This window comes from Gilliamella sp. Choc4-2, assembly GCF_001690355.1.
In the GTDB taxonomy this organism is placed as follows: domain Bacteria; phylum Pseudomonadota; class Gammaproteobacteria; order Enterobacterales; family Orbaceae; genus Gilliamella; species Gilliamella apicola_A.
Window position 1 is genome coordinate 1 of sequence record NZ_LZHG01000041.1, and the last position, 22,640, is coordinate 22,640.

16 protein-coding genes are annotated in these 22,640 nt (G+C 35.6%); 8 read left to right on the plus strand and 8 right to left on the minus strand.

Translation table 11 applies throughout. The annotated features are described in order from the left end of the window. Positions 1-6,634 (minus strand): two-partner secretion domain-containing protein (locus A9G34_RS05940; protein ID WP_141670359.1); only part of this gene is annotated, 6,634 nt, incomplete at its 3' end. Positions 6,635-6,715: 81 nt separating this feature from the next. Next, a complete protein-coding gene (locus A9G34_RS05945) occupies positions 6,716-8,419 on the minus strand; it encodes a ShlB/FhaC/HecB family hemolysin secretion/activation protein (protein WP_065569202.1) in 1,704 nt (567 codons plus the stop codon). 380 nt (positions 8,420-8,799) lie between these two features. Between A9G34_RS05945 and suhB the strand changes: the two genes are divergently transcribed. Then, positions 8,800-9,603 (plus strand): inositol-1-monophosphatase, encoded by an 804-nt coding sequence (suhB, locus tag A9G34_RS05950; RefSeq protein WP_034947916.1) that lies wholly within the window; start codon positions 8,800-8,802, stop codon positions 9,601-9,603. Positions 9,604-9,735: 132 nt separating this feature from the next. Beyond that, positions 9,736-11,916 carry a heavy metal translocating P-type ATPase gene (locus A9G34_RS05955; RefSeq protein WP_065569203.1) on the plus strand — a complete coding sequence of 727 codons (2,181 nt, stop codon included), beginning with the start codon at positions 9,736-9,738 and terminating at the stop codon, positions 11,914-11,916. Between the two features lie 66 nt (positions 11,917-11,982). Here A9G34_RS05955 and tilS read toward each other — a convergent pair whose 3' ends face one another. Then, positions 11,983-13,293, minus strand: coding sequence for a tRNA lysidine(34) synthetase TilS (tilS, locus tag A9G34_RS05960; RefSeq protein WP_065569204.1), 1,311 nt, complete (start codon positions 13,291-13,293; stop codon positions 11,983-11,985). A 10-nt stretch (positions 13,294-13,303) separates the two neighbouring features. Beyond that, the gene (gene metC, locus A9G34_RS05965) at positions 13,304-14,521 is read right to left on the minus strand and encodes a cystathionine beta-lyase (protein ID WP_051825432.1); all 1,218 of its coding nucleotides are present in this window, start codon (positions 14,519-14,521) and stop codon (positions 13,304-13,306) included. A 99-nt stretch (positions 14,522-14,620) separates the two neighbouring features. Between metC and A9G34_RS05970 the strand changes: the two genes are divergently transcribed. Continuing rightward, positions 14,621-15,238, plus strand: a complete 618-nt coding sequence (locus A9G34_RS05970) for a 4'-phosphopantetheinyl transferase family protein (protein WP_034947922.1) — start codon at positions 14,621-14,623, stop codon at positions 15,236-15,238. 52 nt (positions 15,239-15,290) lie between these two features. Here the strand turns inward: A9G34_RS05970 and ftnA are convergent, their stop codons facing one another. Together ftnA and A9G34_RS05980 are read right to left on the minus strand one after the other, a co-directional pair. Next, the gene (gene ftnA, locus A9G34_RS05975; protein ID WP_034947947.1) at positions 15,291-15,809 is read right to left on the minus strand and encodes a non-heme ferritin; all 519 of its coding nucleotides are present in this window, start codon (positions 15,807-15,809) and stop codon (positions 15,291-15,293) included. A gap of 97 nt (positions 15,810-15,906) precedes the next feature. Further along, positions 15,907-16,680: a tyrosine-protein phosphatase gene (locus A9G34_RS05980; RefSeq protein ID WP_065569205.1), complete on the minus strand. Its 774-nt coding sequence runs from the start codon at positions 16,678-16,680 to the stop codon at positions 15,907-15,909. Between the two features lie 95 nt (positions 16,681-16,775). On the opposite strand from A9G34_RS05980, the gene pepB reads away from it, so the two are divergent. Both pepB and A9G34_RS05990 read left to right on the plus strand, forming a co-directional pair. Then, positions 16,776-18,062: an aminopeptidase PepB gene (gene pepB, locus A9G34_RS05985; RefSeq protein ID WP_065569206.1), complete on the plus strand. Its 1,287-nt coding sequence runs from the start codon at positions 16,776-16,778 to the stop codon at positions 18,060-18,062. A gap of 261 nt (positions 18,063-18,323) precedes the next feature. Continuing rightward, positions 18,324-19,034 (plus strand): tetratricopeptide repeat protein, encoded by a 711-nt coding sequence (locus A9G34_RS05990; RefSeq protein ID WP_065569207.1) that lies wholly within the window; start codon positions 18,324-18,326, stop codon positions 19,032-19,034. Between the two features lie 82 nt (positions 19,035-19,116). On the opposite strand, the gene A9G34_RS05995 is transcribed toward A9G34_RS05990, so the two are convergent. After that, complete coding sequence (locus A9G34_RS05995; RefSeq protein ID WP_034947955.1) at positions 19,117-19,680, minus strand: peptidylprolyl isomerase; 564 nt, start codon at positions 19,678-19,680, stop codon at positions 19,117-19,119. A 245-nt stretch (positions 19,681-19,925) separates the two neighbouring features. Here A9G34_RS05995 and A9G34_RS06000 point away from each other — a divergent pair, with 245 nt between their 5' ends. From A9G34_RS06000 to robA, 3 genes are all read left to right on the plus strand, one after another. Next, positions 19,926-20,597, plus strand: a complete 672-nt coding sequence (locus tag A9G34_RS06000) for a phosphoribosyltransferase family protein (RefSeq protein WP_034947958.1) — start codon at positions 19,926-19,928, stop codon at positions 20,595-20,597. 98 nt (positions 20,598-20,695) lie between these two features. Further along, positions 20,696-21,277: a Fe-S biogenesis protein NfuA gene (nfuA, locus tag A9G34_RS06005; protein WP_141670361.1), complete on the plus strand. Its 582-nt coding sequence runs from the start codon at positions 20,696-20,698 to the stop codon at positions 21,275-21,277. Between the two features lie 94 nt (positions 21,278-21,371). Continuing rightward, positions 21,372-22,277, plus strand: a complete 906-nt coding sequence (gene robA / locus A9G34_RS06010; protein ID WP_034947961.1) for an MDR efflux pump AcrAB transcriptional activator RobA — start codon at positions 21,372-21,374, stop codon at positions 22,275-22,277. Positions 22,278-22,351: 74 nt separating this feature from the next. On the opposite strand, the gene trpR is transcribed toward robA, so the two are convergent. Beyond that, positions 22,352-22,633 carry a trp operon repressor gene (gene trpR / locus A9G34_RS06015; RefSeq protein ID WP_218055685.1) on the minus strand — a complete coding sequence of 94 codons (282 nt, stop codon included), beginning with the start codon at positions 22,631-22,633 and terminating at the stop codon, positions 22,352-22,354. Between the last annotated feature and the right edge of the window lie 7 nt (positions 22,634-22,640).

Below are 22,640 nucleotides of genomic sequence, written 5' to 3' on the forward strand. Positions count from 1 at the left end.
CGCCGTCTTCACCGCCATTGACCAATAAGGCCGCGCCTAAGTTGATGTCATGTCCTGCTTTTAAGGAAATATCACCATCATTGACGTTGATACTTGAAATTTGGTCAATCACGGTGTTTTTACTTTTGCTCGCACCGTAATGCGTTTCGGTGGTTGAGGTGGTGCTATTTAAGTTGATGTCGTTATTGGCTTGTAAATATGCCAATTTATCCGCATTTAATCTGCCGCTGCTGTTGATGCTATCTTTCGCTTGAATAATGATGGCGCCCGCATCAATCAGACCTTGGTTATTGACATTATCCCCTAATAGCGCTACCCGTTTTTTACCTAATATCGCCCCCGAGGATTCAATGTCATCTTTTGCTATTACTGTGACACTTTTACCCGATAATAATGCCCCGTCCGTTGTTAATTGCGGGCGGTTAACAAGGTAAACTTGTGGCACCAATACCGATACCGGTTGTCCATCAACCATGACCGTTTTACTTTCCAGCCAAACAATATCACTGGTTAAGGCTTTCATTTGTTCCGCAGATAGCGAGGTACCTATCGATAATCCGTACTGCTTAGCAAATTCGACTCCTGCATTCATCAGTGCTTTATATTGCTCCAAGTCACTGGTGTAATCGCCAATATAACGATGACCCGTTAAGGCAGTTATTTGCTCTCGGATAAGCTGTTGCTCATAATAACCATCACCTAACCGTTTTTGGATGTTATTTGGATCAACCCGCAAGCGGTTGAGCATGTAATCAGAACTTAACCATTTTCTGCGATTGGTAAAACGGCTGTCGGTCTCGACTAAATAATGACTTTGTGGATCTTTGTTAATGATTGATAAGCTATTTTTGGGTAAGGTCAAATTAGGCTCAACAAAGGTGATTGAATCAGCATAATGCTGACTATCTTTGCTGGTCACTTTTTGATTGGTGTCAATAATTGATGTGTTTGGTTTTTCAACGTTATCGGATTGAATGATAGGGTTTGTGATTGGCAAATCATCCAATGGGTGTTCGGTTGAAATATTGATATTGCCTTTTTCTTTACCATCGTTGATGATATCTTCAAGTGAATTGTCGAGGTGTTTTTCTGTTTTAACCTCGGTAACAATCGGATTAACAATGTGACCTACGTTAACTTTTTCCTCTGTTCGCTGCTGTAAATTAACTTGCGTTTTATCTACATTGGTATGGGACTCTATTTTGGCATGCTCAAGATCGATAGTGGTGATGAATTGGTTTTTATAGTCGCTCCATTTTGCTCTTTTTTTATATACGGCTTTCCCTTTTTTTGTCTCTTTTTTTCGGTAATGATAAATTGCATTACCAGTATCGGAAACGGTGCGCTGACCTTTTAATGAGTGATTATTGAGTGTGCCGGTCATAATGTCTAGGGCATTACCGGCAACAATTTTGCTATTATCATTCTCTAAATGGTCAGATTGTATACGTAAATCTTTACCAGAGATGATTTCTGCAGGCGCGGTACTTTTGATTTTAGTTTCATAAATATTTCTTGTGTAATCATATTCGTAATACTTATGAGTGGAATCAAAAGCACCATTATTTGAATGCAAAACAGGGTAGTTGTGCCGTTTTTTAGGGCTAGTACGAATGCTGACTTCATCGGGTTTATATCGCCTTGCATCACCGAGTGGGGAATATTCAACAATATGTTGACTACCGACTAAGACCTCTTCGGTTTCAATATGGTCATTAATGTTGTTAATGCGGTTAACTTTTAAGACCATATCGTCAGCCGCTTCAATCCGTGCTGAGTGGTTGTTTAATGTTTGGCCCTCAATGTACATATCCCCTAAGCTGAGTATCAAGGCGTGGTTGGTATTATTTAACGTGTTGACATTTAATAAAAGTCCTTCTCTTGCCGCAATGGTTGGTGCAATGGGGCTTTTTAACGAAGGGGTAAAGTTGTTCACTTCATAAGCTTTGATAGAAATCCAATCCCCGTATAAACGGGCACCATTTAGATTGTCAAAACGCTGCCAAGCGTTCAAATTGACCTCACCGCCATCAATAATCCCTTTATTTTCCAATAAACGACTATTGGTGTTGATTTCTTCGGATTCGATAATGCCCTTTTCTGTGTTTTTAATTTTATCACTCTTAAGGGTAATGGCTTGACCTGATGAGATTTTGCCGTCATTGGTAATGTGACTTGCGTTGATGAAAATATCTTTATTGGCTAGCAAGCTGTTTTTGTTATCAAACCCATGCGTTAAATTAAGCTCAATATTGTTTTCAGCAAGCAGTTCTCCATCGCCACTAAGTTGGTTGGCGTTAATGGCAATATCATTGGCTAGTAAACGGGCTTGACTGTTGGCTATTTTATCGGCTTGAATCTGCAATAACGTTTTGGCAATGATATCGGCTTGTTGGTTTTCAAGTGATTGTGTTTTTAGCTCAATTTTTCCTGCATTAAATTTAGCTTTCTGATTAGTAATGGTGTTTGCAATAATCTTTAATAAATTTGCTGTTTCAAGTTTGGACTGGCTATTATTAATCGAATCGGCTTCAATTAAAATGCCATTATTGGCCGTTGTTGTTGAGTGTTGATTATCAATAGCGCCATTGGACTGCAATTGAATTTGTTGCATCGCTATGAGCTTGGCATGATTATTGGTTAAATGATTTTTTGCATGTAATCGAATATCGCCTGTGCTTAATAATTTGGCTTGTCGGTTATCAATGATTTGCCCATCTAAGGTAACATTACCTTTAGCTTGAATATCAGCAGACTGATTATTGATATGATTTGCTTGGATTGTTAGGTCGCTTTCTGCGACCAATTGTGCTTGGTGATTATTCACATCATTGGCTGTGATTGCCAATAAGCCCTTACTGCTTAGTTCGGCGTCTTCATTATTTAAAGAATCGGCATGAATGATGAGACCATCTTGCCCTGAGATAATCGTTGCATGTTGGTTGGCTAAATTAACCTTAATATCCATTTGTATGCCTTGTTTGGCTTGTAAGGCGGTATTGTTGTTATCAAGGTTATTGGCGTGGATCGTAATGTGTTTATCAGCTAGCCATAAAGCGTTTTGATTATTTATTTCATCGCTATTGGCAGTGATATTTTGCTTAGCGGATAATGTGCTATTTTGATTGTTCGTTTTATTGGCTTCAATGCGTATCGAATCATTAGTAATTAATGTCGCTGATTGATTATCAAATACAGTACTTTGAATATCAATGCCTTTTTCTGCATTAAAATAAGCAGATTGGTTGGCTAATTTTTTAGTTGTTAGTGATAATTGACCGCCCGATATCAAGGTTGCTTCATTATTATTTAAATTATCGGCTTTGACGGTAATACCATTATCGGCTTTGAATACAGATGAATGATTATCAATGTCATCACTATCAATAATAATGGCATTTTGACTAACCCATTTGACCGATGCGCTATTAAGCTTTTTGGCTTTTATGCGAATATTATCCTCAGCTTTTAATTTGGATGACTGGCTATTAAGTTCATCAGCATTAAGGGTGACTTCGTTACCTGCTACCAATAAGTTATTTTGATTATTAATTTGCTTGGCAGCCATAGTGATTTTATTTTGCGTTCGAATATCAGCGTTTTGATTATCTAATTGCTCATCCGCATTAAATGCAACATCGCCTGTCGCAATTATGGTGCTATGTTGGTTATCAATGGTTTTACCTTGCATAGTCAGGTCATGACCAGACTTGATTTTCGAACGTTGATTATTAACTAACTGTGACTCAAGCTTCAGTTTATCACCGGAAATGAGAGTTGCATCCGCATTGTCCAATTTATTGGTCGCTATTATAGATAGCGCCTTACCCGATTGTATGGCTAAATGACGGTTATCAATGTTTTTACCTTCAATATTTATCAAACGCTGGCTAATGATTTGTGCATTTTGGTTATCAATATCGTCAGCCTGAATATGAATGTCTGCTTGTGCATTGATTTGGGTGTTTTGGTTATTGACCTTGTTTGACGCTAATTCAATAGTTCCGTAACTGAGCAATTTGCTGCTATGGTTATTTAAATGAGGCGCTTTAAAATAAATATTTTTGTAACTGGATATTGATGAATTTTGATTATTAATCGTTTGTGCATTAGCACTAATATTGCCTTCACTAATCCATTTTGCGTTGTTATTCTCTAATTGTGAAGTTGCTGTAACGGCGATGTCATCTTTGGCACTTAATGTTGCTTCATTTAATTTAACTGTGTTTGCTTCAATGGTTGACTGTTTTTCACTCACCATTAAGCCATTCGTGGCATCAATATAATCTGATGCGTTAAGTTTTATATTCCCTTTTGCTTTAATTTTTGATTTTTGCGCATCAATATGCGAACTTGTAATATGGATATCATTATTGCTAACTAATACGCCCTCATTAACCCATAGTTGCTCAGCTGTTATCGCTATGCGATCGCTAGCGCTGAGCTCGGCATTATTATTATTTATATTTTTACCTTGCAGTGTTAAGCCAGAATTAGTTAATAATTGTGCGGATTGATTGTTTTGTTCGGCTGAATTAATTAACAAATACCCATTAGACTTTAATTCTGCAGATTGGTTATTAACCTGTTGCCCATTAATAGCGATATTATGCAGTGCGGTAAATTTTGCATATTGGTTAAGGAGTTTTTTAACTTTGATATTAATTGTTTTTTCAGAAAGAAATGTCGACGAATGATTATCAACTAGCTCACTGTTAATATTAATATCACCTTTTGCGCTTAACGCCGCTTTTTGGTTATTCATTTGATTAGCGTGGATGGTCAACGTATCTTCTGTTAATAACTCAGCTTGTTGATTATCAAAAAGATGACTATCAATAGTTAAATATTTTTTTGATTGCAGGGTTGATTTTCTGTTTTCTAATGTATTGGCCTTTATTTGCAAATGATCATTACTTATTAGTGATGATTCATTATTCTTTATATCTGCCCCCTGAAGATTAATGGTCCCTTTGGCTAGTAAGATGGCATTATTGTTGTCGATTAATTGATTAGCATTAAAATTAATTGCATTGCCTGCATTAAGTTTTGTTTGTGCGTTATTTATTTTATTAGCGTTAAATACGATATTTTCATCAGCCAGTATAATCGCTTGGTGGTTATCTATTATGTTTGCCTTAGCAGAGTATGTTGCATTGGTTTTAGCTTGTAAATAATGACTATCAATCAGATTATTAGCATTTAAATTGATACTTTCTTTGCTATTAATTTTGGCTGCATTGAGGTTGATATTTTCAGCTGTCACCGTCATAGATTTAGCACTATTTTGGCTGCTTGCAAGGTCAACATTTTGTTGCGCATTTACGATAATATGTTGACCTGCTAAATTTTTGCCTGTTAATAAAATATTCTTGGCCGTGGCGGCAATATTACCTTGTTTAGTTAACAGTCCTTGTTCGTCAACGCCCGCAGCAACCGTACTGTTTTTATTGCTATTTATTGTTGAGGCCTTAAGCTCGACATTATTTTGAGCAATTAATGAGCCCTCATTAGTAATCGATTTTTGGGCGTTTAATTGAATATTTTGTTGGCTGTAAATGTGCTTGTTGTTACTGATGGTGTGTTGGCTACTTAAGTTGATATCACCTTTAGCTTGTAATGCCCCTGTATTTTTGATTTTGCCATCAGCACTGATAATAAGGTTGCCTATGCTTGCCCTTAGCGCCCCAGCATTATGCACCCCAACTCCTTTTTCTGTCCCAACCAGCCGGATTTTACCTGCATACATACCACCAAGCGCCGAAACATCCAAGGCTACTTCGGGTTTTGCGTTACCATTTTCCGCCAATGCAGTTACCGTTTGTGTGTCAAGGCTTACTTTGTTTCGTCCTGCTATCACATTTAAATCATTTGCCCATACTGCTGAGTTTATTGATACCGAATGAGCTATTAAATCCGTATAACTTTGTCTTGAACTGTCTAGCCCTTTTCCTGTTACTGCAATATGGCCTTGCTCTACTTGATACCCCGTTAAATCATTATTTTCAATTATCGGTTTTCCTGTCGTTAGCGTACTGCGACTAGCATTGATAAAACCACAGCCATTACAGGTGATGCCAGAAGGATTAGCTATCACCACTTGTGCCTTTTGTCCCGCAACTTCAATCACGCCATTTAATTGACTTGGGTTGCGTGAGTTAACTTCATTTAAAATGATTCTAGCAGGCCCAGAGGTTTTTAAAAATTCGTTACCTTGCACGTATCCGGCTAGCTGTGTTTGATTGATTTTTCTGCTGTTATTTAAGATTACGCCACGCTGTGAAACATCAAATTGGATGTATTTATTATGTGATATTCCCTTGCTATTTGGCGTTTGTATATTGATTTGGGTTACACCATTAGCCGTTGCGGTAACTTGTGCTTGTTGCTTTTTATTTGCTTGTGGATCGGCAATAATATAGCTGCCATAAGCCGGCAAGCTAATGCTGACAAAGCTTAATGAGATAGACATTAAAAAGGCAATAGGTTTTAGCTGAGCAAAAACTGTTTGATGTGGATGTTGACCGGTCGATGTCGTTTTTTCATTGCCGGTTGGTGTTTTTGCAATGTCAGCAACCACCATTTGCATGCCACGTTTCTTATTAAAAATAACACGATATAAGTTTTTGTTCATAGTTATATATTCCTTATTTAACGGCTTTCTTTTCTTTACTACCTGAATATTTATTTAAATAAATGTTGTGAAAAGGAAGGATTAAAAATTCCAGTTTAGTGAAAAGCCTAATGCTAATGGATTAGTTTTAAACCCTTTGGGTTTTCGAATTGGAGTGCCTGCAAATAGATCGTAGTACATACCATAATTACTACCACGTAGACCTATTACGCTACCGGTTAGATGCCGACCAAGTAAGTATTCACTAGCTTTTCCTGAAACGCCACCTGTGTCAATGCCTAAATAGACTTCATGGTTATAAGGAGCCAGCCAGCTAAGTTCATTACGAACATACCAACCTCGGTCTGCTTTTAAAGTTAATTCTCCGTCAAAGCCACGCACGCTCCAACGCCCACCAATAGAAAACTGATCCGGCGAGGTTAGATGCCCTTTTCGTGTGTACTGTCCTTGATAATCCAAACGGTAATAAAACTGTTGTTCCGCCAGTCTAAAAGGAATGTTGGATGAAAAGTTAAATTGCAGTATCTCAGCTAGGGCTGTAGCGTAATCTTCAGTATCATATTCCTCTGGAGCTTTTTCTGCATTGAACCAACGCACCCCTTTTTGGAAGGTGAAACCTGCATCTAATGTAATATCGTCAATATAGTGTCGATGTTGTAGACCTATATGCCAATAGGTGGTTTTTCGGCGTTGAATTTCAATTTCAGTGTCATCAATATAGTTATGTGATTGTCGCAGTGTAATACCATAACTTAAGGTTGTTTTTTGTGATTCGTTACGGTGAATAACTCGACTTAACTGTATGTTTACGTTTCGGCTTCGACCGCTGTATTTGTAATCGACTTCTTGTCCTGCGACATTTTGATGATATTTGTTGCCGGATATTGAAGTATTTAATAGCCAATAACCAAAAGGTATTGAATAGGATATTAAATAGTTGCGTGAACCATACTTTGATTTGCCATTTAAATCGTGACCACCTGATAAATAAAAAGAATCACTTAACGAAAGTAAATTATCTAAATATAAGGTGACTCCACCTTGATCTCTTCCTGTCGTTTTGGTGCCTGAATCATCAAGCGATAGTCCTAATCGCCACATTTTTGATTGTTCACGATTTATCACAATATCGCTTTCACCAGGTCTATCGCCGGGAATAAGTTGCATTTGAGCATTAACAGTAGGTAAGCGCTGTAAATTTTCAAGCCCTTGTTCTATATCGCGTAAATTTAGAGTATGACCTTCGTGAGCAGGAATAGCGGTAAATAGTTGGGCGTATTTATCGCTCTTATTATCATAATAAATATGTCTAATCTTACCTTCGACGAGTAAAAGTTTTAGATTACCACTTGTTATATCTTGTTCGGGTACCACTAATCGAGTGGTAATATAGCCATAACTAATTAATCGATCTTGTATGGCACTCATTAAGAGGTTAATCCCTTGTGCACCTAGACAGTGTTGTTCGGCTTGTTGGGCTAATTTATTTAAAGGAATGTACCAAGGTAATTTATCGCGATCAATTAATTCAACATGGTTAATATTGAAGCATAAATCTTCAGTCGGAAAGTTAAGCTCATTTACACTAGTTGTTGGGGATAATAAGCGGATATTAGGCGATTCTGGCGTTAATGTTTCTTGCAAGGCTTTTTCTCGTTCTTGCTGGCGAATAAGTTGCTGGTCATTTAGAGTTTGTGGTGTTGGTGGTAATGCAGCAAACAAAAACGTAGGGGACAAAATTAGAAGTATAGATAGTTGTAATTTAATCTTCGATAACAGCTTCATAACAAATTATAATAACGCTTACATAAAATTTACGATTACTATATTAATGTATAACTGGAGCGATTGTCTACATTTATTTTATAAAAAATAAACAAAACAAGGTTGCAATTTACACTTTGTGATTTAGGTGATGTACCTCTATGTTTTTCTATATAAAAATAATGAGCAATAGAAAAAATTAAGCTAGTTATTTTGGTTGTTCTAATTTTTATCTTTTCAATAAAATAATACAAATCTTTAAACGTTATGTTTTTTACCTATCAATGCCAACATAAGCTAGTAAAGATAAGACAAAAGTTTTATACTAGTAACGTCTTTTAGTATGACAAGTGCCATACTAGCCTACTTCGTTCTTTAACATCATCAATTGGAAGAAAATTATGCATCCGATGCTTAATATTGCTATTCGTGCTGCTCGTAAAGCAGGTAATGTAGCCATCAAGGCTTATGAAAACCCTAGTTCAATCGAAATCGAAACCAAAGGCGCTAATGATTTTGCCACTAATACCGATCGTGCGGCTGAAGCTTTGATTATTGAAACAATTAAAAAAGCTTATCCTGACCATACTATCATTGCCGAAGAAAGCGGCTTAGCTAAAGGTAATGATGCCGATACTCAGTGGATAATTGACCCAATTGATGGTACGACCAATTTTATTAAAAATATCCCTCATTTTGCAGTGTCTATCGCAGCTCGTGTTAAAGGTAAGACCGAAATTGCTGTTGTTTATAATCCAATGAGTAATGAGCTGTTTACGGCTGCTCGTGGTAAAGGCGCTCAACTTAATGGTTATCGTATTCGAGTGAGTAATGCGAAAGATTTAGACGGTAGCGTGCTGGCAATGGCTTTTCCGTTTAAAGCTAAACAATATAGCGATAGTTATTTTGGCGTATTACAAAAATTATTTGTTAGATGTGGCGATTTTCGTCGTACTGGTTCTGCCGCTTTAGATCTTGCCTATGTTGCTGCAGGTCGTTTAGATGGCTTTTTTGAAATTGGCTTAAAACCATGGGATATTGCTGGCGGTGAGTTGATTTTGCGTGAGGCAGGTGGCGTTATTACCGATTTTGCAGGTGGCAATAATTATATGGTTTCGGGTAATATTGTTGCGGGTAATCCTAGAATTGTTAAGGATTTATTAGTTTCTACACAAAATGTGTGGCCCGAAAAATTGCGTAACTAACTCTATCTTTTTTATTTCCTTTTATTTTGATCGCAAGTTAAACTCTTGCGATCTGTCTAGTATTTTTCTGCATTGTTATTAATTTTGAGTATATACTAATCAATAATGGTATAAAAATTAAGGCTGCATTTTATGAAGACAATACAATATGATCTTAATATTGAAGGAATGAGTTGTGCCTCTTGTGTTAGTCGTGTAGAAAAAGCAATTAAAAAAGTTGATGGTGTGATTGATGTCAGTGTTAATCTGGCAACTGAGAAAGCAACTATTAATGCAGATCCCCATGTTAAACTTGAAGCATTGATGTCTGCGGTTGATAAAGCAGGCTATCGTGCTATTAAAATTTCAGATCAACAATCAGGTACAAAGAAAGTTAAAAAACAAGCACCTATTTGGCCGATTGTGATTTCTGTTATTTTAGCCATTCCTTTTGTGTTACCTATGTTATTACAACCTTTTGGGTTTCATTTGATGATGCCAGCTTGGTTACAACTGGTTATTGCATCTATTGTGCAATTTGGACTTGGTGCTAAATTTTATCGAAGCGGTTTTAATGCGGCTAAAGCGTTGTCGGGTAATATGGATTTATTAGTGGTCATTGGTACTAGTGCGGCATATGGGTTATCGGTTTATCAATTTATAATGGGCAATGATGAGCATCTTTATTTTGAATCATCAGTTATTATTATTACCTTAATTTTGCTTGGTAAGTGGTTAGAATCAAGAGCTAAACATCAAACCAAACAAGCCATTGAATCTCTGTCTGCGCTACGTCCTGATGTTGCTTTAGTAAGGCGTGATAATCAAGAAGTAAGTTTACCTATTAACCAAGTTAAAGTGGATGATATTGTTATTATTAAGCCTGGAGAGCGCATTCCCGTTGATGGCGTTGTGATTGAAGGTGAATCTAGTAGTGATGAATCAATGCTGACAGGTGAGAGTTTTCCGGTAAGTAAAACCGTTAATGATGTTGTTACTGGCGGTACGATTAATGGCGAAGGGGTACTTATCGTTAAAACCACAGCGATTCAAGCGGATTCTACTTTATCCAAAATTATTGAAATGGTTGAATCTGCTCAGGCTAAGAAAGCACCAATCCAACGAGTTGTTGATCGCATCAGCGCTATTTTTGTGCCAGTGATTTTATTGATTGCATTTGTTACGTTATTGGCTTGGGGTGTGATATCGCATGATTGGCAACAAGCATTACTTCATGCGGTGGCTGTGTTAGTGATTGCTTGCCCTTGTGCATTAGGCTTGGCAACACCAACAGCAATTATGGTTGGTACAGGAGTGGCTGCTCGTCATGGCATTTTAATTAAAGACGCCGAGGCATTAGAAACACTGCATAATATTAATATGGTTGCATTTGATAAAACAGGCACATTAACCATTGGTAAACCTGAATTAGTGGAAATGGATGTTATGGGTAGCGAGACGCCCGATCAAATTTTATCGCTCGCTGCATCATTACAATCAGGTAGTGAGCATCCACTTGCTAAAGCTGTTTTAAATAAAGCTAAAGAGTATCGTTATGCTCAAAATATTACTTCGGTAGCTGGTTCAGGAGTGATGGCAACCGTTGATAATACCGAATATTATTTAGGTAGTTTGCGTTGGATGAAATCACTAAATGCTTATTTTGTTGGCATGGACGATAAAATTAATCAGTTATCGAGTAAAGGTTATACCATTTCATTTTTAGCGAAACAGCAATCAGAAGGTAATGTAGTGATATTAGCACTCTTAGGTTTTGCCGATGTAATAAAAGAGGAAGCCAAAAAAGCTATTCAAGCATTGCATCAGTTAAATGTAAAAACCGTTATGTTAACTGGGGATAATCAGAAAGCAGCTAATTATGTTGGTCAGCAGTTAAGCTTAGATAAGGTTATTGCTGAAGTATTACCACAAGATAAAGCAAACTATATTTATCAGCTACAACAAAGTGAAGATATAACTGGCAATAAGACAGTCGCAATGGTAGGAGATGGTATTAATGATGCTCCAGCCTTGGCGGCTGCCGATATTGGTATTGCTATGGGCACAGGTACTGATGTGGCTATGCATGCAGCAAGTATTACTCTAATGCGTGGTAATCTGTTTTTGATTGCTGATGCGATTGATATTTCGCGCCGAACCTATAATAAAATTAAACAAAATCTATTTTGGGCATTTTTCTATAATTTAATCGGTATTCCGCTAGCAGCATTGGGATTTTTAAATCCAATGATAGCTGGTGCCGCTATGGCGTTAAGTAGTGTTAGCGTTGTAACCAATGCACTTTTACTTAAACGTTGGAAGGTTAGATCATAAATTATAATAATTGAAAAATTTTAATTAAGGAGGCGAATTTGCCTCCTTATTTATTTTGGTTTAACGTTAGGTGGTTAGTTTAAAACCGATTTGTGAACCTAGCCCTTGTTTAGTAACAAAAATGCCTACAGCACAGATAAGTTGTTCATTATAATAAATCAAAGGAATACGTGTTCGCATCCAAGGTGGAATATTATATTCTTGCCAGAGTTTTTTTATTGCTCTTGAGCCTTGTCTATTCACAATTTGCAATTTCCCTTGAGCATGGAATCGTACGGTGACTTTTTCGTCTGCTTGTGGTGAGCGGCAGGATAAATTCGTTTGATTATTCACCTGTAATTGTCCGACTTTATCAGGTAGGTCTAATGGTAAGGTCAAGTCCCAATTTAGAACTTGCTGTTCAATATTTTGATATAGTGGTAATAGATAAAGCTGATTTTGATAACGACGAATTTGTTGGTTATGTAATATAAATTGGGGGTTAGCATCTTCTTTAGCTAAAGCAACAGTTTGCCAAATTAAAGCTAGTTGCTGTTGGCTTGGCATGCTGATTTGTTGAGAGCGAAACCACATGCGTAAAATGGCGTTACGTTTATATTCTGAATAGTCAAATAATGGTGTTAGACATAGCAGCCCTTGCTCTGTAGTGATTTGTTTAAAATCAGCTAAAAGCAGTTCGTTAAGTAGTGCTTCTTGTTGCTGGCATAATTCAGCACTACGTGCCACCATTTGCGAAAAGTGTGGCCAACGTGTATTTAGTGTAGGTAATATATTTAAGCGTAAAAAATTACGGTCATAGTAATCATCTTGGTTACTTTCATCTTCTATCCAAGTTAGCTGATGATATTGGGCATATTTTTCAATTTGTGTACGTGAAATAGTTAATAATGGGCGAAGATGTTGTCCGTTTTCTTGGGGCATGGCAGCTAATCCTGTTGGACCACTGCCACGTTTTAGAGCTAAAAAAAATGTTTCACACTGATCATTTAAATGTTGTGCTGTACATAAGAATTCATTCTCTTTTAAGTGACAATAAATAGCATGATAACGAGCGTTTCTAGCTTGCTCTTCAATATTGCCCGCTTGGCGATTGATCTTTACCTTTTCAATTATTAATGGTACTTGCCATGTTTGACATTGTTGTTGGCAATGAGTGCCCCAATAATCCGCATTTTTGCTTAAGCCGTGATGAATATAAATAGCGCGAAGTTGTAAATCAGGTAATTGCTGTTGTTTGATTTTGACTAGTGCATGTAATAATACCGATGAATCTACACCGCCACTATAAGCAACCAGTAAAATACGGCGGCTTTTTACACTGTGTAAAATTGCCTTTTTGATCGTTTTATCAATTGCTAATTGGTGATAATTATTCATTTCTATCTGCCTATACTAATGATTGCAGGGCGTTAGTTTTATTTTTATGTAAATTAATACGATCTAATCCAGCAGATAAATCTGCAATTAAATCATTAGGATCTTCAAGTCCAATATGTAATCGAATTAATGTTCCTTGAAAATTTACTCCTGATATGGGTCTAATTTTGATTAATTCTTCAGGCTGATTTGCCAAAATTAGTGACTCAAATCCTCCCCATGAATAAGCCATTGAAAAGTGAGTCAAATTATCCAGCAGATCTGATAATTGGACATCAGTTAGGCGATCTTTCAGTACAAACGAAAATAGACCACTAGCACCGGTAAAGTCGCGTTGAAAAAATTCATGACCCTTACAACTTGTTAATGCAGGATGATTAACAGTAGCAACTTTAGGATGATTAGCTAACCATTTAGCAATTTTTATGCCACTTTTGTGGTGTTGTTTTAGCCTTACTGCTAATGTACGTAAACCACGAGCAGCCATATAGGCAGTATCTGCGTCACACATTTGTCCCATTAAATAAGAACGCTCACGCAGGGTGTCCCAACAACGTTCATTGGCAACAGCAGTACCTAACATCGCATCGGAATGCCCTACTAAATATTTTGTGCCAGATTGGATTGAAATATCAATACCATGATCTAAAGCTTTAAATAACACACCAGCGCTCCAGGTATTATCCATCATAATAATAATTTCAGGGTTGACACTGCGAATGGCTTTAACAATAGAAGGGACATCATGCACTTCCATAGTAATTGAGCTTGGTGATTCTAAAAAAACAACTTTGGTGTTGGGTTTAATCTGCTTAGTAATATATTGACCAATTAATGGTGAAAAGTAGTTAGTTTTGATCCCCAAATCGTTTAAAATATGCCGACAAAATTCTTGGGTTGGTTCGTATGCTGCTTCAGACACTAAAATATGATCGCCTGCTTTAACAAATGCTAAAATAGCGTTAGCTATGGCTGCTGCACCACAAGGGTAAAGATAGCAACCAGCACCACCTTCAATTTCGATCATAGCATCTTGTAACGCAAAGTGAGTTAGCGTACCACGCCGCCCATAAAAGAGCGAACCATTAGTTCGGTTTTCAGTGGCTTCTTTTTTTGCCGCAACATGATCAAAAACTAGCGATGAGGCTCGTTGAATCACTGAATTGACGGCGCCTTGTGTATAACGCTTTTTACGCCCTGCATTAACCAACTTTGTTAATAATGACATGATGATTCCTTTTGCGACTTTATAAATTTTAATAACAGTTAGCATAGCATGCTGTTAAAATAGTAAAAAATAATTTTTATTCATAATGATTAACCCATAATGCTGATAGTGCAAATAGCCAATTTAAATACTGCAACAGTGAATTATTCACTGCTGCCAAAACAACTTCTTGAGGATGCCAAACAATTAAATGAGTCACGTCGTAAACAATTTTTAGTTTGCCGTTCAATTCTTGCTAGTTTGTTAAAACAGTATTGTAATATTGAAATATTACCTAAAATAATAATTGGCGATAATAGTCGCCCCTGTTTTTTCGAATATTCTTTGCCCGATTTTAATATCAGTCATAGCCAAGATCATGTAGCTGTGGCGATCTCGTTAGCAGGCAAGGTGGGGGTAGATATCGAAGTGGCTCGTCCACGTAGAAATTATCTAAATGTTGCTAAACACTTTTTTGCGGATTCTGAGTATCAATGGATGATTAAACAAGGTGATTCTCTAAAGGCTTTTTGGCAGCTTTGGACATTGAAGGAATCTGCATTAAAGCTATATGCTAAAGGTGTTTGGCAAATTAAGTCGGTTAATGTCGATTTAGATAACGGTATGATCAGTGCGCCTTTTGCTAACCATTTTTATTTTCAATATCAACAAATTGATGATATCCACCTTGCGGTTAATTGTAATGTGCCGGTTACACAATTGAGGTTGCAATATTAAAGAATAGAGCATTGCCACACCATTAATGTGGCACATAGATACAATTTGTTGATTATTTGCTTGTACTAAGTAAGCCTGACTCGCTTAACGTTTTATTGAAGTCTTTGTCCATAAAGAATAGATCGCGTTTATTTTCGCCAACTAATTCTAGTTTATCGACAATACTTTTGAAGAGTTTTTCTTCTTCATGTTGTTCTGATACATACCATTGCAAAAAGTTAAACGTCGAAAAATCTTTTTGTGTTAAAGCATAATCAACCAACCCATTAATTTCTTTAGTAATTTTTAGCTCATGCTTATAAGCAACTTGGAAAACTTCTAATAATGATTTAAATTTTGATTCTGGTGCATCAATTTTGCCGATCAGCGCTAATGCTCCACAATCTAAAACATAATTAAATAGTCGTTCCATATGTTGACGTTCTTCGCCAGCGTGATCTCTTAGAAATTTACCAAAAGAGGGAAAATTTTGATCATCGCACCATGCGCTCATTTGTAGATAAAGATTTGAAGAATAGAATTCTAAATTTAATTGGTCATTGAGCTTTTTGACCATTTCTTTTGTTAACATCTAACTTACCTCACATTGCTACTTTTATTATTTCACTTTTCATTCATTTTTTTGAAAAACCATCTTAAAATAAACCTAAGTTATTTACCTTCTTGATTTAAATTAAATAAATATCTTGTAGGGTTTTTCTATTGTTATTATCTAATTGATACTCTTTTGCTAGCCAATTATCTATGGTGTTATAACGTTGTTTGATTGCGGTAATGGCAGCGGTTAAATATTCTTTTTTAGCTGCAAAAATTATTTTTTGCTTTTCAAAGCCTTCAGGTGTTAACTTGCTTTTATACTGATTTAGTATTTTTTCACGAAAGTTGTGTAATACCTGTTCAGTGAGTAAATAATCTTGCATAACCTTTTCTTCACTAACACCTAAGGCAAATAACACAAGTGCCACACCAATACCTGTTCTATCCTTACCAACTGCACAATGTTGCACTAGTGGTTGTCCTTTTGAGTTTAATAGTATTGAAACCAAGTGTTGGTAAGCTGCATTATTAAAAGGTAATAATTGATAAAGTTTAATCATGAAATCATATGGCGACTGTTCCTTAAGTACAAAAGGATGCATTTCTAATTCTGTGGTTAAACTGGCGGTTACTTTATCATTTAATGGATTGGCAGGAACATTAATATAGTTGGCATTGTGCCATAAATTATCGGGAAAACGGGCTATTTCATCTTGATCTCGGTAATCTAAAATATAGTGTATTTTTAGTTCATTAGATAAAAATACTTGTTCGCTTGCTGTAATGCGCGAAAATTCACCTGAGCGGTACAATAAACCCGATCGTATTTGGCGTCCATCCATTGTTTTTATTCCACCCAAGTCACGAAAATTAACACCATTTTTTATTGGTACAATCGATGCCATTATTTACCCTTATTTATTATTAACTTTGCTTGCTATATTAACATGTTTCTGATTAGAATTAATTCATTGTTTTTGTTTTATCAATAATTAAGGTTATTACTATGTCAACGTTATCTATTTTACTTTCTGATAATCCTGCTCCAAAATACTGGGGGTTAGATGCGCTACTGAGCTTTTCGGATGATACTATAACGGTTCACTATAAATCAAAAAACCGTTTAAGTGCAATTCAACAAGCAGGGCGTAAGTTAGATAACTTAGGCATTAAATCTGTTAAATTAAAAGGCGAAGGTTGGAGTTTAGAAGAATGTTGGCATTTTTGGCTAGGTTACCGTAATGCCAAAAACAGTAACAAAGTTATGTGGGCAAAACTCAATAACAAAGATAAACAAGAATTGAAACACCGTTTGGCAATTATCGATTGGTGTCGTGATATTGTCAATCAACAAGCCGAAACATTAAGTCCAGTTGAATTGGCTACTCAAAGTGCTAAGTTAATTGGCTCATTTTCTGCTGATGTGACTTATAAAATCACTTCGGGTGAAGCGTTAAAAGAACATGGCTATATGGGGATTTATACGGTTGGTAAAGGGTCAGATAGACCAGCGGCTTTACTTGAACTTGATTATAATCCAACCCAAAATCCTGAATCGCCGATTATAGCCTGCCTAGTTGGTAAAGGTATTACCTTTGATTCAGGAGGATATAGCTTAAAACCAAGTAACTTTATGGAATCAATGCGCTCAGATATGGGAGGCGCTGCGCTAGCAACTAGTGCATTAGCATTAGCCATTGCTCGTGGTTTAAATCAACGTATCAAACTTTATTTATGTTGTGCGGATAATTTAGTCAGTGGCAATGCGTTCAAATTAGGCGATATTATTCGTTATCGTAATGGCAAAACGGTTGAGGTTGATAACACGGATGCAGAAGGTCGCCTAGTCTTAGCTGATGGTTTAATTTGTGCCGATAATGACAAGCCTCATTATATTATTGATTGCGCAACACTGACTGGAGCCGCTAAAATTGCAGTAGGGAATGATTATCAGTCATTGCTTTCGTTTGATGATAACTTTGCTAACCAATTGTTAGCTAGTAGCAATATTGAACATGAAGCATTTTGGCGCTTGCCTTTAGCTGAGTTTCATCGTTCGCAATTCCCATCTTCATTTGCTGATATGGCAAATTCAGGATTACCTAATACCGCAGGGGCAAGTACCGCTGCAGCTTTCTTATCATATTTTATTAAAAATTATCAACAAAATTGGCTACATATTGATTGTTCAGCAACATTCCGTAAAAGTGCGACTGCCTTGTGGGCAACAGGGGCAACAGGCATTGGGGTGAGGACAATTGCAAATTTATTAAATATATTAAAATAAATGCATTATTTTAACGAGTATTATTAATCCCAATTTTAGGTTATTTTATAAGATGAAATTTATAAACTATCAACTTATTTTGGGAGTTGTATTTTTTCCATATCCAGCTAAACCGAAAAGTTGAAATATTAATTAAATAAATAAATTAATTAATAAAAGTCATTTTAATAATTTTTTTGAATAATTTTTAAATTTTTTGTATGCTTAAAGTGTTATTGTTTATTATTTACCACCTATTAATTTAGAAATATAAGGGAAGTTATGGAAAAAATATTATTTATTTTGTTAACTGCATTGTTTTCAACTGTGGCTTATGCCAGTGAGTGTGAAACCTTTTGGAAGCAAGAAAATTATGAGAAAGCTTTTTCTGCCTGTAAAGTGGAAGCTGAACAAGGTGATATGAAAGCTCAATTTAATTTGGCGGTTGCTTATGATGAAGCTAGAGGTACCAAAAAAGATCTTGGGCAAGCTCTATATTGGTACACTAAATCAGCAGAGCAAGGATTAGATGAGGCACAATATAATTTAGCGCTTATGTATGATGAAGGTGAAGGCATTGATGAAGATAATGAGAAAGCCGTATATTGGTACACTAAAGCTGCAGAACAAGGGTTAGCAGGAGCACAATATAATTTAGCGCTTATGTATGATGAAGGTGAAGGCATTGATGAAGATAATGAGAAAGCCGTATATTGGTATACTAAAGCTGCAGAACAAGGGTTATCGGAAGCACAATATAATTTAGCGCTTATGTATGATGAAGGTGATGGTGTCGAGAAAAATAAAGAAATGGCTATATCTTGGTATAAGAAAGCTGCTGCTCAAAATAATGCACAAGCATTAAATAATTTAGGCGCAATATATTATAATGCCCAAGGCGTAGAAAAAAATAAAGTGTTGGCCAGAAAGTATTTTAAACAAGCTTGTACACTCGGTTTAGAAGACGCCTGTGATAATTATAAACTTAGATAAATAAATAGATTCAAGTTGAACTGTCTTTCTTTATTAAGACAGTTCTTTTAATAAATAAAAATATGAATTAAAAAATGGTGACTTATTCTGTCATCACAAGTGCTTTTTTGATATAAATTGGCTCAATAGGTACATTTTGATGTGGTCCAATGCGTTTTGTTGGGACATTTACGATCTTATCAACAACATCCATTCCTTTTATAACTTTACCAAATACTGCATAGCCATAGTCTTTTGGAGGATTATGGTTAAGAAAATTATTATCAACGACGTTAATGTAAAATTGGCTAGTTGCACTATCAATAACATTGGTTCTAGCCATTGCAATTGTACCACGAACATTTTTTAAGCCATTATCTGCTTCATTTTTAATTGGTGCATTATTATTTTTGAATTTTAGATGATCGTCAGCACCTCCACCTTGAATCATAAAGCCAGGAATCACACGGTGAAAAGTTAAATTTTCATAGAACCCGCTATTAACATAATTAAGGAAGTTTTGTGTGCTAATAGGAGCATGTTTACTATCTAGCTCAATTTCGATATCTCCCATGCTAGTTTGTAGTAGCACTTTGGTGTCGGCTAAAGCGAGTGAAGAGAGTAGAGAAAAACACAGAGCAATAAATAATGTTTTGATTTTTTCCATATATTAAATCCTTTATCCAATTGGTTGGCTGATTATACCGGATATTTGATTATTTTAAATAACATTTATGCAAAATAAGCGCGAATTTTGTGTGATGGATCGAGATGTTATTTATTTTTTTGTAATCAATAGGTTAATAAATATATTTTAAACAAGCCTGCTTATTAGAAAATTTATAAACAGATAGAAAAATTAGTTTGTTTCGATTCTGAAATATCTTATTGTATTTATTGGTTGTGAATTGTATGCGTTGTATTTTGTGTAATATGCCTTTGTTTTTGTCTCATCATGGCATCTGTAGTCAATGTGTTAAAAACTTACCTAAATTTAATCGGGTTTGCTATCAATGTGGTTTGCCTCATTCATTAACCACAAAAATTTGTTATCGGTGTCGAGATCGAAAACCTTATTGGGATGAGCTTATTGCTGTCACTGAATACGTTAATCCATTGAAAAAGTTAATACATCATGTAAAGTTTTATAATAAAATTGAATTAACCTTGGCGTTAGCCAGATTGATGATTTTAGCATGGTATCAAAAACGACAAATGATGGGGCTTGAAAAGCCTGACTTGATAACTTGTGTTCCTTTACATCATATTCGCTATTGGTCTCGAGGTTATAACCAGGCTGAATTATTAGCAAAGCCAATTGCTAAATGGTTAAATCGGGATTTTTACCCTTATTTATTACATCGTAAACAATATACGCCCGATCAAAAGAATTTATCTCTTAAAGAACGAATGCAGAATGTCGAAACACTTTTTACCTGTCGACAAAACATTGCACATAAATCAGTCATGTTAATTGATGATATTGTTACAACAGGTAATACGATTAATGCAATTTGCCAGCAATTAAAAATTTGTGGTGCATCTAATATTCAAGTGATGTGCTTATGCCGTACGCTATTGTAAAATATCAAACAAGCCCTATAATAACCAAGAGAGTTAGTCAACTATTTATTAGATCAATTTGGATTTTCAAATATTTAATTGTCTTAAAGTGAGGGATTATGTCTATTATTACTATTTCTGAGTCAGCTCAACAGCATTTTAGAAAGTTACTTGTTAATCAATCAGATGGAACACAAATTCGTGTGTTTGTTATTAACCCCGGCACGCCAAGTGCTGAGTGTGGCGTTTCTTATTGTCCAATTGATACTATAGAGGATAATGACATAGAAGAAAAATTTGAAGGTTTTTCAGTATATATTGATGAAATTAGTGCACCATTTTTAGAAGAAACAGTGATTGATTATGTGATGGATGAATTAGGTTCTCAACTAACATTAAAAGCCCCCAATTCTAAAATGAAAAAGGTAGCTGATGATGCGCCGTTAATTGAACGAGTTAACTATGCTATTCAAGCTCAAGTTAACCCTCAGTTAGCTAGTCATGGTGGATATGTTAGTTTGATTGAATTAACCGAGGATAATTATGTTGTTTTACAATTTGGTGGTGGGTGTAATGGTTGTTCAATGGTTGATTACACCTTGAAAGAAGGAATTGAAAAACAGCTATTAGCCGCATTTCCTGAACTTGCAGGGGTAAAAGATATTACAGAACACCAAGCTGGAACGCATTCTTTTTGTTAAGAATGATTAAATAAATTTTATTTAAGCCTTGCTTATTGCTAGGATTAAGTCATAATCGCATGACATTCGCCAGTTCATTTTATGATGGGGTTTTATGAATCAAGTTAGCATCATTTCAGATCTTATCGTTTGGATTGAAAAAAATCTGGAGCAACCATTATCTATTGATCATGTTGCACAAAAGTCAGGTTATTCAAAATGGCATTTGCAGCGCATGTTTAAGCAGGTAACTGGTCAAGTGCTTGGTACTTATATTCGTCATCGACGCCTAACTTATGCTGCGCTCTCTTTAAGAATGACAAGCAAACCGATTCTAGATATTGCTATGCAATATCGTTTTGATTCACAGCAGACGTTTACGCGATCTTTTAAAAAACAGTTTAATCAAACGCCTGCTAGTTACAGACGCGCTGAATTTTGGGATCCTACAGGTTTAACTCCCGCAATTGAATTAAATAAAAATAAGCTTACATTACCAGAACCTACATTCGTTAATATGCCAAAACAAACCTTTTGGGGTATTTCCTATAAAAATAACTGTAATTTAAGTAAATTATTAGATGAAAAACATAAATTAAGGGTTCAATTCTTTCAAAACTATTTTTCTCGTTATACTCATAAAAATGAGCTGTTACCTGATAAAATTTATGCTTTTAATCGAATTTTAAAAAGTAAAGATAATGCTAATGAACAAGAACAGCTTTATACCATTGCGTTAGAACAAAATAATCACCTAGAATATATTGAACAAGTTGTTAGCGAAGGTGGTTTGTATCTTTGTTTTAAATATATTGGTACACCGGATAATTTTGAAGACTTTGTTTCACAAGTTCATTTAGCTGCTATGCCAGCTTTAAAAGTATATTTACGTTCTGGTTGTTTAATCGAAATTCATCATAATCGTGATAGAAATACGGTTGAATCTGCAAAAGATATCCAATGTATTGAATGTGATTATTGTGTGCCTATTGCAACAGAAAATGAAGTTATTCTAAGGTAATCATCCGTAGTAAAACCTAATCTTTTTTATTTATAAATAATGTCGTGGATAAATATTGTTTAATAAGCTGATAGCTAATTTAATAATGTTTTTTCTAACCATGCTTTAAATTCAGGTGTTACTTCTTTTAAACTATTTGAGCCGCGTGTGACAGTAGCAATACCGATTCCTAATTCATCTTTTAGTTGTCTTTGATTGATAGAACCATCCAGTAATAAATGGATAATTTTAACTCGCGTAAATAATGCATCGCGTTCATCGGCTGTCATTAATAATTTCAATATATCAAGAGAATACCCATCGTTAAACGCTTGGTGTAATATTTTAACTGTTTGTTCCCATTCATTAGTTTTCATTATGATC